The sequence below is a fragment of the Haladaptatus cibarius D43 genome (genome assembly GCF_000710615.1).
In the GTDB taxonomy this organism is placed as follows: Archaea; Halobacteriota; Halobacteria; order Halobacteriales; family Haladaptataceae; genus Haladaptatus; species Haladaptatus cibarius.
In genome coordinates, this window is sequence record NZ_JDTH01000001.1 from 73571 (window position 1) to 86309 (window position 12739).

Consider the following 12739-nt stretch of genomic DNA (forward strand, 5'->3'; position numbering starts at 1 on the left):
CTCGTCTAGTTGTGAGACGGCATGATGAAAGTTGAGGCTTCGTGAGGACGAGAGACGAGAAAGGGAAGCGCTGATTTATTCCCGCAGTTGGAGCAGTTGCCGACGCCGCGATTCGATGTCGAAGTTGGGTTCGAGTTCCGGGTCGTCCGCAAGTCTGTCAAGGACGAGCAGTGGGTCAACCCCGGCCGCTTCCACCCTGTCGAGCAGGGCGTCGATGTGTTGACGGTGAAGGGCCAGCGACGAAAGGAGCGCGGTGGCAATCGCCATCGCGGCGGCGGCATCCTTCTCTTTCGGAAGCACGTCGCTTATCGTGGTGAAATCGGTGAGTTCGGCATCTGGATTTTCGACTGATTCAAGTTGGAGGCAGTGTGGACAGAGGAGTACTGAAGACGGTTTGCCGGGCACATCCTCGCGGAGTGCAGATGGAACGGTAAACGGAAGTCGTTCCTCTCCGCAGTCGGGGCACGTCATAGATGAACGTAGAATCCCTTTGTTGAAAAATCTACTAGTTCCCACCCTGATACTATCGGGTCGGCGGCGGTGTCTTGGTGCCGTCCTCTCCCTCGTCGGTTACGTTGATGGGGATTCCACTTTCGCTGTTTTCGCCGAATCCGGCACTGAGGACACGGGTCAAGGCATCCTCGACGGATTCGTCAGTTTCAGTGAACTGGTCGGGGTCGACTTCCACGACGAATCCGGTTGTGATGTTCGGTGCGGTGGGCAAAAACAGTAGTTCGCGTCCATCGTCGGTTTTCTTTCCAGTTTTGAAGGCGGTCATCCGCATCCCTTCCCACGTCTCGATTTTGACTGGTTTCTGGAGTTGGTTGGTGTCAGAAAGAGCGGTTTCTGCGGCCATTTTGGACGCATTGTAGACGATTCGGAGGCCCGGAAGTTGATTCATCGCGCCGTCGATGGCGTTTTCGACGATGCCACCGACGGTCGTTCGCATGAGATATCCCATGCTTAGCACGAGCATCGAAAACACCGTGAGCACAATGCCGACGCGAATGAGACTCCCGGGAATAGTCAGTATTCCTTCAATAACGGTGTAATCCGAAATATCCACCAAAAACGGCAAGCCAGCGATTTTCAGGAACATCCATGCGACGATGTACGCAGTGACCAGTAACGGGGCGAGAACAATGAGACCACTTCCGGCGTCACGCTTCCACGAAGACATTTGTGTGTAGCATACGAGTGCAGGAATATAAACCAGTTGCAACGTTTCCGTTATCGACCGAGCACTGCGCGGGCCGCGAACAGCAGGTTTTCTTTGCGTTCCATAACGCGACGGTAGAAGTAGGACATCCATTTGCCGCCGTAGGGAACGTACTGCCAGACTTCGTACTCCTCCGCGAGTTCGTACTGGGCGTCCTCGCGCACGCCCATCAGCATCTGAATTTCGAAATCGGTACCGTACTCGTCGTGGAGTTCCTTCGCGTACTCTATCATCGCCGGGTCGTGACTGCCGACAGCGATACCGTCCTCGAACTCCTGAAACATGTATTCGAGGTACTCGCGGTACACTGCATCGACCTTCGCTTTGTCTTTGTACGCGATTTCCTTCGGTTCGTCGTAGGCACCCTTGACCAGTCGAACCTTGCCGGGGAGGGAAGCGAGTCGTTCGAGGTCGTCTTCCGTGCGCTTTAGATTCGCTTGGATACAGACGCCGACGCCGCCGTCGTGTTCGCGGGTCAACTGCTCGAACACGTCCAAGGTCGCGTCCGTCGTGTCGTGATCTTCCATATCAATCCAGACGAACGTGTCGTTCGCGGCGTCCGCGATGCGTTCCATATTTTCCCGGAAGACGTGCGTGCCGATGTCGAGTCCGACCTGCGATGGCTTGACTGAAACGCAGGCGCAAAGGTCGGAACGGTCGATGTCTTCGAGCAGTCGAATGTACACTTCGGCGTCCTCGTCCGCCGGTTTTCGATTCTGATAATGCTCGCCGAGAAGGTTGAGAATGACGTTGACGTTTCGCTGATTGAGTTCCTGCGTATGTTCGAGCGCCTCCGCCGGAGTTTCTCCCGCGACGAACCGACTGGCAATCGGAGGTATCATATCTCGGGATTTGCACCCCCGTGCCTTAGGGTTATATATACCCGCGCCAGACCGTCGGTTCTTAAGACCCGGGGAGTTTCTGTCTCGATATGGATATACTCGGCGTGGATATTTTCGATTTCGGCGTCCTCATCGTCGCGGTGTGGGCAATGTTGCCCGCGTACGTGCCGAACAATGTAGCAGTGGTTGCGGGCGGTGGCGCACCCATCGACGGAGGACGGACGTGGAACGGAGAACGACTCCTCGGTGACGGAAAGACGTGGCGCGGCACCATCGCCGGAGTCGCAGTCGGTGCACTGCTCGCCCTCGGATTGAACGTCATAAATGGAACGGCGGCGGACGTTCTGAATGTCTCACTGCCGGAATTTCCCGCGGCCGTCATGGTCGCAATGCCGCTCGGTGCGATGCTCGGCGATATGGGGGCGTCCTTCCTAAAGCGTCGAACTGGACGAAAACGCGGCGCGGCGTTTCCGGGCGTTGACCAGTTGGACTTCGTCGTGATGGCGCTCTTGCTCACGTCGCTCGCTGCGCCGGGGTGGACGTTGAAGACGTTTACCCTTCCAGTACTCACTGTGGTCGTCGTGGTGACGCCGTTCTTGCATCTGACGACGAACATGCTCGCGTACATGCTCGGGTTGAAGAACGAACCGTGGTAGCGACCGCAAAAAACTACTTTTAACCCACCTCCCCGCCCGTTGTCGCACATGGCGAATCAGGAACTCATCGCGGCCCTGCGCTCGGCGGACGCCGTCCAGTACGGCGAATTCGAACTCTCGCACGGCGGAACGAGCAGTTATTACGTAGATAAATACCTGTTCGAAACCGACCCGGACTGCCTCGAACTCATCGCGGAAGCCTTCGCGGAGCAACTGGGAGAAACGAAACTCGCGGGAGTCGCCCTCGGTGCAGTTCCACTCGTGGCTGTCACGAGCGTCGAGACGGGCAATCCCTACGTCATCGCGCGAAAACAGAAAAAGGAGTACGGCACGGCGAACCTCGTAGAAGGTCGATTAGAAGAGGGTGAAGAAGTCGTCGTCCTCGAAGACATCGTGACGACGGGCCAGAGCGCGGTTGACGCCGTGGAAGCCCTCCGAGATGCAGGTGCAGAGGTGAACAGAATTCTCGTCGTCGTGGACAGGGAGGAAGGCGGCAGGGAGAATTTGGAAGACGCAGGTGTGGAGATGGAAGCGCTTATTTCCGCCTCTGATTTGCTTGAATAGGAAGAGTAGGGAATCGAGGGTGTCTCTTGTTTTGAAATCGACTGTCGTTCTTGGCGCGCGAAGGTGAACCGTCAGGTTCGCCCGCGCGAGGTCTTCGTGAGCGGAGCGAACGAATGGCGCGTCGGAGCTTGTCTCCGACGATGGATGACTGAGGAACGGAGTGACGAAGGAGACGATTGGGGAGGATGTGGCGAACGAGATTTCTCCGAAATCTCGATTGCGAGTAGCGCGGAACGCAGTTCCGCGGACAGTTGAGCGGCGAAGCCGCGAAACGACGGTGGAACCGCGAGCGCGGTGCGGTTGCGGTCTGATTGGAGACGTGATTTGCGGACGGCACCGAACAAAACCATACCAAACAGCGAGAGAACACAATCAACACGAAGCACACTCCAAATCCGCACAAAATATAAATACCATCCCAGAACTACTATTCTGATAAGCAACACGATGTTGGGTGACTGCTTTACACGCCGGGTTCTCGCCCGCTAACCTAGTCACCACCATCGTCGTTTTCCCGCCCGCTTTTGACACGCGGAGCGATGTGTCCGCGAATAACTTCGCGGATGCACCGCAGATTTCGCGTCCGGGTGTCTGTTGCGCACTCGAATGGGAAGCAGGGCAGTCAAGAAATACTCATCAGTTACAACCATGAGCCACCAATCACAGTCAGTAGTCGTCGTATCACTTCCAGATGGGTCGAACCGCGAGTTCGACCACCCCGTATCAGTCGGAGATGTCGCCTACGACATCGGGCCGGGACTCGGGAAGGATTGCGTCGCCGCAATCGTAGACGGCGACCTCGTCGCGCCCGAGTATCGAATCGAATCCGACGCGAACCTGCGAATCGTCACGCCGGATTCGGACGAGTACGTTCGCGTCCTTCGCCATTCCGCGTCGCACGTTCTTGCACAGGCAGTCCTCCGCCATTTCCCGGACGCGAAACTCGCCATCGGCCCGCCGACGGATGACGGCTTCTACTACGATTTCGACTCCATCGAAATCGACAGCGACGACCTCGCGGAAATCGAGGACGAGATGCGACAAATAGTGGCCGAGGATTACGACATCGTGCGCGAGGAGGTGTCGCCGGAGGAGGCGCGGGAGCGACTGGCAGACCAACCCTACAAACTCGAACTGCTTTCGGAAATCGAGGAAGCAGGCAAACCGGTGACGTTCTACCGACAGGGCGAGTTCGTTGACCTCTGTGCTGGCCCGCACGTCGAATCGACGGACGAAATCGGCGCGCTGTCCCTGCTGGAAATAGCGGGCGCGTACTGGCATGGCGACGAGGACGAAGCCATGTTGACGCGAATTTATGGGACGGCGTTCGACCGCGAATCCGAGTTGGATGCGTTCCTCGAACGAAAGGAAGAAGCTGAAAAGCGCGACCACCGCAAAATCGGGTCGGCAATGGAATTGTTTTCGGTTCCCGACCACTCACCGGGGTGCGTGCATTTCCATCCGAACGGGATGGCGATACGCCGAGAATTGGAGGAGTTCGTGCGCGAGAAGAACGCCGAGTTGGGCTACGAGGAAGTGAAAACGCCGGAACTCAACCGCACCGAGCTGTGGAAAAAGTCGGGGCACTACGAGCATTTCAAAGAGGAAGGCGAGATGTTCGCGTGGGAGCAGGACGGCCACGAATACGGCCTGAAGCCGATGAACTGCGCGAATCACGCCTATCTCTACAACCACGACAGACGGTCGTATCGTGACCTCCCGCTCCGGTTTTCGGAGTTCGGGATGTGCTACCGAAACGAGCAATCGGGCGAACTCTCGGGTATGCTGCGAGTGCGCGGGTTCACGCAGGACGACGGCCACGCCTTCGTTCGACCCGACCAAATTCGAGGCGAAATCGCCCGAACGTTGGCAGTCATCCGCGAGATGTACGCGGTTTTCGGACTGGATGTCCTGCTGAAACTGGAGACGAAACCCGACGACGCAATCGGTGACGACGAACTCTGGGAACGAGCGCACGACGCTCTCCGAAACGCGCTTTCGGACGAGGAACTGGAGTACGAAGTTGCTGAGGGAGAAGGCGCGTTCTACGGGCCGAAAATCGCGATTAATGCGGAGGACGCAATCGGACGCGAGTGGACGATTGGAACGGTACAGTTGGATTTCGTCCAGCCAGAGCGAATCGGCATCAGTTACGTCGGCGAGGACAACGAGGAACATCGCCCGGTGATGATTCACCGCGCGCTTCTCGGGTCGCTAGAGCGGTTCATGGGCGTGTGTATCGAACACTTCGCGGGCAATTTTCCGCTGTGGCTCGCACCCGAACAGGTTCGTGTGCTTCCGATTACGGACGAGGACGCGGAGTACGCAGGGGAAATCGCCGAGCAACTCGGCGATTTCCGCGTCGAAGTGGATAATCGAGACTGGACGCTCGGCAAGAAGATTCGTGTTGGCCACGACGACAACGTTCCGTACATGGTTATCGTCGGCAATGACGAAGCGGAGTCGGGGACGATTTCGGTTCGGGATAGAAACGAACGCCAACAGGAAGACATCGAACGTTCAGCGTTTCGCGCACATCTCGAATCGGAATACGAGGAAAAGCGCCGTGAGGCCGATTTCCTCGACTAAGTGGACGAGTCGCGTCGAAAAAAAGTGAGCAGAAGAGGTGTGTAAACGGAAAGATGGGATGGAACAGCGGAACGGGAAATAGCACAGGTGTGTTCATACACACCACATTCTCCATCGAAGTGTTCAAGGTTGCACGATGGTGAGTATAGGGGTATGAATCGAGCAGAGAAAGCTACTCTCCAGCTACAGGCAGTCTCAGTTCTGCGGATGTTGAAAGAGACGCGAACCTACGACGAACTCGCGGAGGTAACCGGTCTTCCTGCGGGCGATTTGAACCGCTACGTGAACGGTCACGTTCTGCCGAGTACCGACCGCGCGGAGGCGGTCGTCGAAGGCGTCGGCAAGGAAGAACTTGCGGAAGAACTACAAGCCCGCACTCGACTCGACACTGAGGGCTACGTGGACAACTCCGACGTCGTTTTCGACCAGTCGTTTCTTGACCTCGTCGCACCGGTCGCCGCCGAGACGTTCGATTTCGAACACCCCGACGTGGTGTTGACCGCGGCAACCGACGGCATCACGCTCGCCGCCGCGATGGCGAGTTACTTCGGGGCGCGCTGTGCCTACGCGAAGAAGTCCAAGGAAACCGCCGTCGAGGAGTTCATCGAGGCTCGTCAGCGACTCGCCTCGGGTATCGAACTCACCTACTATCTCCCATCCTCCGCCATCGGGTCGGGCGAAACCGTCCTGGTCGTGGACGACCTGATTCGCTCCGGCGAAACCCAAGAACTGCTGTTGGAAATCGCCAGTGACGCGGACGCGGATGTCGGCGGCGTCTTCGCGCTCATCGCGGCGGGCGACGAAGGTATCGAGCGTGCGAAAGCGCGCACCGACGCGCCCGTCGGTGCGCTAGCATCGTTCGACTGACGATACGTCGTTCTTCGATTCGAAATTGTAGGCACATCTATGCGAAATTAGACGGTTAAAATCGTCTATTCTGATATTTTATACACGATTGCGCATAACTGCTCAGAATCAATGGGAACTGTTAAGTATGCTATCACGGATATGCTCACTCGTGCATTATGGGGACGAGTGATACTACAGACACTACCGCCAGTTCGGGAATGGCCGGTGTCCTCGCAGACTACTTCGGTTTCGACGAACACGGCACAGATTTACGAACGGAAGTCGTCGCGGGGATAACGACCTTCTTGACGATGAGTTACATCGTGGTCGTCAATCCGAGTATCCTCGCAGACAGCCCGGAGATTCCGATTCAGGACGGCATCCAACTAGCCGGATACTCCTACGGTCAGACGGTTTCGATGCTCGCCGTCGTGACTATCATCGCGGCCGCGGTCGCAACGCTGACGATGGCTTTCTACGCGAACAGACCGTTCGCGCAGGCACCCGGCCTCGGCCTGAACGCCTTCTTCGCGTTCACGGTCGTCGGCGCGCTCGGAATTTCGTGGCAGACCGCACTGGCCGCGGTGTTCGTGGAAGGACTCATTTTCATCGCGCTAACCGCAATCGGCGCGCGAAAATACGTCATTCGTCTGTTTCCCGAACCGGTGAAGTTCGCTGTCGGAACCGGTATCGGACTGTTCCTCGCCATCATTGGCTTGCAGGCGATGAACGTCGTCGTTCCTGATGACGCGACCTACGTCACGCTCGGCCCTGTCGCGTCCGACCCCGTGGCGATTCTCTCCGTGTTCGGCCTCTTCCTCACCTTCGCGCTGTACGCCCGCGGCACGCCGGGTTCCATCATTATCGGTATCGGCTTGACGACGCTCATCGGTTACGCAGTAGAATGGTTCGGCCTCGTCGCGCCCAATACGCTCACCCCGCAGATGGTGGGCGCGACATACGACATTACCCCGGTCGCCGGAGCGTTCATTTCGGGACTCAGCGGCATCGAGGCCTTCTCGTTCGCGCTCGTCGTGTTCACGTTCTTCTTCGTGGACTTCTTCGACACCGCCGGAACCCTCGTCGGCGTCGGACAGGTCGGCGGCTTCCTCAACGACAAAGGCAACCTTCCGGACATCGACAAACCGCTCATGGCCGACGCGGTCGGAACGACGGTCGGCGGCATGCTCGGCACTTCGACCGTGACGACCTACATCGAATCCGCCTCGGGTGTCGAAGAGGGCGGTCGAACCGGAATGACGGCGCTCGTCGTCGGACTCCTGTTCATACTGTCGCTGGTCTTCGTTCCCGTGGCCGCCGCGATTCCGCAGTACGCCTCCCACATCGCGCTGGTCGTTATCGGCGTCGTGATGCTCGGCAACGTCGTTGACATCGCGTGGGACGACATCACCAACACCGTCCCGGCAGGCATGACCATCCTCATCATGCCCTTTACGTTCTCCATCGCCTACGGTATCGCCGCAGGTATCGTCTCCTACCCAATCGTCAAACTCGCGGCTGGCGAACTGGAGGACACTCGACCGGGTCACTGGGCACTCGCGGCCGCCTTCGTCCTCTACTTCTTCGTCCGGACGAGTGGAATGTTGCAAGGCAACGTCTGAGCTATTCTCCTCACTACCGAAAGGCAAACCGCACCTTTCGTTGTTCGAAAATCCGGTGGAGTTGCTCACTACCGAAAGGCAAACCGCACCTTTCGTTGTTCGAAAATCCGGTGGAGTTGCTCACTACCGAAAGGCAAACCGCACCTTTCGTTGTTCGAAAATCCGGTGGAGTTGCTCAGTTCCACCACACTCTTATTTCAGTCGCCCCTATCCGCGTCCATGTCGAACCTCGAACTGTACGAACTCGAAGGATGCCCGTTCTGCGCCAAAGTAACGTCAAAGCTTGACGAACTCGGACTCGACTACGAATCCCACTTCGTCCCCCGCGCTCACAGCGAACGAACCGAAGTGAAAGAAATCAGCGGGCAAACTGGCGTTCCCGTACTGGTCGATGAAGAACACGGCGTCGAAGGAATGCCGGAAAGCGACGACATCGTGGAGTACCTCGAAAAAACATACGGCGCATAAAACCGCTTCAGATTATAAGCCGGAGAACTATCCGAAATACCACCATCGACACAGTCACGACGAACTGTCGGCAAGAGACGAAACAGTAGTGGCGTATTGGGCGACAATCGACCAAATCAAAGAAAACAGTCTGGTGCCATCAGTTCCCTCACGGGAGCACAATTATTTCAGTTGCTGGCCATTTGATTTACTTCTCAGCGATGCCTCTAGGGCAGTATGACGACGAGAAGAAAACTGTTGACCGCAGGCGGACTGCTCATCGCCGGATTTGCGGGATGTACAGGGCCGGGCGAGGACGGTGGCGAAGACGGAGATGGTGGTGGCGGCGGTGGAGAAGATGGCGGTGGAATGGGAGACGGCGAAGATGGCGGCGGTGAGAACGGGGACTGAAACCTACGCTTCCGCCCGTTCTCGAATCAGTTTTCGGAGTTCGTCGGCGTCCTCGATGCCTTCGACTTCCTCGCGTTCGACCAGTGCGGTATCTTCGACGGTTTCGCGCCGCGCTTCGTCAACGAAGTACACCGACCGAGTGCGCGCGACTTGACTAATCGAACTCATGATTCGAGCGCGTTTCTCGGCGGTTCGGGTGAATGCCGAGTGACTGGTTAGCACGCGGTCTTCGTAATCGTCCTCACTCACCGTCTTGAACGGCGCGCGAGTCGTCGGATGAACGGTGAAACCGACACGGGTCAGCGTGGAGAACATGTGTTCGTCCTCCGGTTCGGTTTCGGAGCCGTCCAGTTCGTCCTCTTCGGTGAGTTCGTCCGCGCCGCCGAACACCTCGACGGCACTCGTCAGTTCGCCCTCGAACAGTTCTTCGAGTTCGATTGCTACCTCGACGCTTGCGTTCATCCCGTCTTCGTACTTCGAGACGGTTCGTCGGGAGACGCCGAGTTCGGAGGCGAGTTGGCCGAGGCTCCAACCGCGACCCTTGCGCTCATCTTTCAGCACGTCGCCGTCGATGTTGACGTACAGGCCGCCGGGCGCGGCGTAGACGAGCGGTGGCACTCCCTCCACGAACAAATCGACGGCGGTGTCCGGGTTGAAGACCGGAACGCCGTGTCGGAAGTACACCACGCCGGGTTCGAGGTCTTGATTTCTCGTCCGCAGACCGATGACCATCGGTGTCGCATCGAGATACGTTCCGAGTCGTCGCATCTCCATGCCGGTTTGCGCATCGAACGCGTCGATGTTACCAAGAATTTTCAACAGTAGCAGGTCTGGTCCGCGTCGTGCCGCTACATCGAAACTCTTTGGTCGGATTGCACACCGGTCACTAACCACGAATCCCGCGTCTTCGAGCATCGCGGTTACGTTACCGACCAGTGCAGACCGGGACATGGTGAGAGGTAAGTGAGTCCAATATAAATACGTTTTGGCTGAATAACGTACCGCCGTCTTGCGATTTTCCTACTTATCGGCGATAGATTCATATAGTACAAGGTAGCTTCGAAACCCGTTAGTTCGACACGCGACAACAGTCTCGTGTGACGGTTATCGGGCTGGACGACACCGACTCCCGAGAACGCGGGATGTGTACGACCTACCTCGCCGCGCGCATCGCAGACGAGGTGCAAGATGCGGGCGGGGACGTGGAGCGACTGCTTCTAATTCGTCTCAATCCCGCAGTGAAGCACAAAACGCGGGGCAACGCCGCCCTCGCAATTCACACCGACCTCGACCCGGAATCGGCGTTCGAACTCGCGCGAAACGAACTCGAAACCGCCGCGGAAACGGACGACCCGAACACGAATCCCGGCCTCGTGGTCGCGCCGCACGCACCGGAAAACACGCCGAGTGAAATCTCGGATTTCGCTCGGCACGCAGTTCGAACCCTCCTGTCCCGCGGGGAAGCCGAACGACGAATCGAATCGGCGGGCTATCGTTCCGCCGGATGGAAAAACGCCCGCGGGAAAATCGGCGCACTCGCGGCAGTTGGAAGTTGGAACGCCTTCTCGGAGTGGACGCACGAACACATTTCTTACCGCGAATCGGAACGATGGGGAACGCCCCGCGACGTGGATTTCGATTCGGTGTTCGAGGCTTCGGACGACCATTACCCTGCGGTCTGGGACACCGTAGACCGCGGAACCGGCGAAGCGGTTTGTATCCCACACACACCCTGTCCAATTCTGTACGGGATTCGCGGCGACGACCCGGACGCAGTCCGGCGAGTCGCCGACAGAATCGAGGGTGAACCAGTCGTTCAAACCGCGCTGTTCGTGACGAATCAGGGCACGGACGCCCATCTGCAAGATGGAACTCTCGGCGAGGTCGAACAGAATCACGCCTACAGAATCACCGGAACCGTCGTCTCGAAACCCGAGACGAGACGAGGGGGGCACGTCTTTTTCACGCTCTCTGCGGAGTCAGATACCGAACTGGGGTCTAAATCCGAGTCCAAATCTACCGGCAACCTCCCCTGTGCCGCCTTCGAACCGACGAAGCGCTTCCGCGACCACGTCAGAAATATCCGTCCCGGCGACGAAATCACGGTCTGCGGCGAAGTTTCCCGTGGAACGCTGAAACTCGAAAAGTTCGCAGTGAGAAGTCTCGATACGACGGAATTCGTGACGCCGAACTGCCCCGAATGTCGTCGGTCGATGAAAAGCGCGGGAGCAGGGCAGGGCTATCGCTGTCGGGATTGTAAAACGCAAGCAGACGGAAAGGTCGAGCAGGAAATCGACCGAGAGTTGGAATCGGGATGGTACGAAGTTCCACCGGAAGCGCGGCGACATATCGCTAAACCGCTCGTTCGCGGAGGCTTCGATGAACAGACCCATCCGGAACGATAACGGTAAAAATACCGCTCGAAAATGTTTACGACGATTTCAGGCCGCTTCCGGTGAGCGGAACGACCACGTCAGCATCGTCTGCGATGGTTCCTCGCTCACGATATGCCGACAGCCCAGCAACAGCAACCGCGCTCGTCGGTTCGACGTAAAACCCGGTTCGGTGGAGTTTGTCGAGCGCATTCTGCGTCGTTTCCGCGTCGAGTGCAATCGCGTCACCGCCCGTCTTTTCGATGGCATCGACAATCTGATTGCTGCGAACCGGTTGGGTAATTTGGATGCCGTCCGCAACGTCGTTTTTCTCGTCGCTGTCTGTATCACCATCTCCTTGCAATTCGCTCGCAATCGGTGCGACACCTTCGGCCTGCACGCCGAGCAGTCGAGGCATCTCGTCCGTCCACCCGGCGTCGAACAGGGCTTGGAACCCGCGGTACATGCCGAGAAAGAGCGTTCCGTGGCCGAGCGGGGAGACGACGGCATCCGGCACTGACCAGTCGCGCTGGGCAGCCAATTCTAGCGCGAAGGTCATCGTTCCCGCGAAGAAGGCCGGGTTCCACGCGTGACTCGCGTACCAGCCATCGCCTGCATCGACGCAGTCGAGGCAGGCGTCGGTTACGTCTTGCCTCCTTCCTTCGACGCGAACCGGGGTCGCACCAGCGCGTTCGATGGCCGTCAGTTTCGATTCCTTCACGTCTGCCGGAACGTATATTTCGGCGTCGATACCTGCTCGGGCCGCGTACTGCGCGATTGCTGCACCTGCGTTGCCCGAGGAGTCTTCGAGGACGGTTTCGACGCCGAGTTCCGCGGCCCGCGACAGAGTCGCGGTCGCACCGCGGTCTTTGAAACTTCCTGAAGGAAACACACAGTCGAGTTTGAACTGGGCGTTCCACTCGTCTGCGTCCGTGAGCGGCGTGAATCCTTCGCCGAGTGAGACGACCCGACGAACGGGAAGGAACTCTTCGAACGCCCATAGCCCATCTCTGGTGTCGATTTCACGGAAATCAGGGGGGTGGTCGGCATCGGGAAGCGGTTGCGTTGCGAAATCAAGCGGCTGGCCGCAGTCACAGCGCCACGGTTCGTCCGGCCCGGCGGAATACGTACGATTGCACGCGGAACAGATGAGGTCAGTTTTCATCAG

13 protein-coding genes are annotated in these 12739 nt (G+C 58.0%); 8 read left to right on the top strand and 5 right to left on the bottom strand.

Features of this window, described 5'->3' with window-relative positions; all coding sequences use genetic code 11:
* Window positions 1-75: 75 nt before the first annotated feature.
* From HL45_RS00410 to HL45_RS00420, 3 genes are read right to left on the bottom strand one after another with little or no spacing between them, the layout of a single operon-like run.
* The gene (locus HL45_RS00410; protein ID WP_049969146.1) at window positions 76-471 is read right to left on the bottom strand and encodes a DUF6276 family protein; all 396 of its coding nucleotides are present in this window, start codon (window positions 469-471) and stop codon (window positions 76-78) included.
* 52 nt (window positions 472-523) lie between these two features.
* Window positions 524-1180: a DUF502 domain-containing protein gene (locus tag HL45_RS00415; protein ID WP_049969147.1), complete on the bottom strand. Its 657-nt coding sequence runs from the start codon at window positions 1178-1180 to the stop codon at window positions 524-526.
* A gap of 50 nt (window positions 1181-1230) precedes the next feature.
* Window positions 1231-2061 (bottom strand): proline dehydrogenase family protein, encoded by an 831-nt coding sequence (locus HL45_RS00420; protein WP_049969148.1) that lies wholly within the window; start codon window positions 2059-2061, stop codon window positions 1231-1233.
* Between the two features lie 89 nt (window positions 2062-2150).
* Between HL45_RS00420 and HL45_RS00425 the strand changes: the two genes are divergently transcribed.
* The 7 genes from HL45_RS00425 (at window position 2151) to HL45_RS21030 (ending at window position 9199) form a co-directional block, all read left to right on the top strand.
* The gene (locus HL45_RS00425) at window positions 2151-2717 is read left to right on the top strand and encodes a CDP-2,3-bis-(O-geranylgeranyl)-sn-glycerol synthase (protein WP_049969150.1); all 567 of its coding nucleotides are present in this window, start codon (window positions 2151-2153) and stop codon (window positions 2715-2717) included.
* A gap of 48 nt (window positions 2718-2765) precedes the next feature.
* Complete coding sequence (gene pyrE, locus HL45_RS00430) at window positions 2766-3281, top strand: orotate phosphoribosyltransferase (RefSeq protein ID WP_049969151.1); 516 nt, start codon at window positions 2766-2768, stop codon at window positions 3279-3281.
* 648 nt (window positions 3282-3929) lie between these two features.
* Complete coding sequence (gene thrS / locus HL45_RS00440; RefSeq protein WP_049969153.1) at window positions 3930-5870, top strand: threonine--tRNA ligase; 1941 nt, start codon at window positions 3930-3932, stop codon at window positions 5868-5870.
* 153 nt (window positions 5871-6023) lie between these two features.
* Window positions 6024-6737: a phosphoribosyltransferase family protein gene (locus tag HL45_RS00445; protein WP_049969154.1), complete on the top strand. Its 714-nt coding sequence runs from the start codon at window positions 6024-6026 to the stop codon at window positions 6735-6737.
* Window positions 6738-6895: 158 nt separating this feature from the next.
* Window positions 6896-8341 carry an NCS2 family permease gene (locus HL45_RS00450; RefSeq protein ID WP_049969155.1) on the top strand — a complete coding sequence of 482 codons (1446 nt, stop codon included), beginning with the start codon at window positions 6896-6898 and terminating at the stop codon, window positions 8339-8341.
* A 219-nt stretch (window positions 8342-8560) separates the two neighbouring features.
* A complete protein-coding gene (locus HL45_RS00455) occupies window positions 8561-8809 on the top strand; it encodes a glutathione S-transferase N-terminal domain-containing protein (protein ID WP_049969156.1) in 249 nt (82 codons plus the stop codon).
* Between the two features lie 216 nt (window positions 8810-9025).
* Window positions 9026-9199, top strand: coding sequence for a hypothetical protein (locus HL45_RS21030; RefSeq protein WP_162833829.1), 174 nt, complete (start codon window positions 9026-9028; stop codon window positions 9197-9199).
* 3 nt (window positions 9200-9202) lie between these two features.
* On the opposite strand, the gene HL45_RS00460 is transcribed toward HL45_RS21030, so the two are convergent.
* Window positions 9203-10150 carry a transcriptional regulator gene (locus HL45_RS00460; protein WP_049969157.1) on the bottom strand — a complete coding sequence of 316 codons (948 nt, stop codon included), beginning with the start codon at window positions 10148-10150 and terminating at the stop codon, window positions 9203-9205.
* 146 nt (window positions 10151-10296) lie between these two features.
* Between HL45_RS00460 and HL45_RS00465 the strand changes: the two genes are divergently transcribed.
* Window positions 10297-11604, top strand: coding sequence for a tRNA(Ile)(2)-agmatinylcytidine synthase (locus tag HL45_RS00465; protein WP_049969158.1), 1308 nt, complete (start codon window positions 10297-10299; stop codon window positions 11602-11604).
* A 25-nt stretch (window positions 11605-11629) separates the two neighbouring features.
* Here the strand turns inward: HL45_RS00465 and HL45_RS00470 are convergent, their stop codons facing one another.
* Window positions 11630-12736 (bottom strand): threonine synthase, encoded by a 1107-nt coding sequence (locus HL45_RS00470; protein WP_049969159.1) that lies wholly within the window; start codon window positions 12734-12736, stop codon window positions 11630-11632.
* Window positions 12737-12739 lie beyond the last annotated feature (3 nt).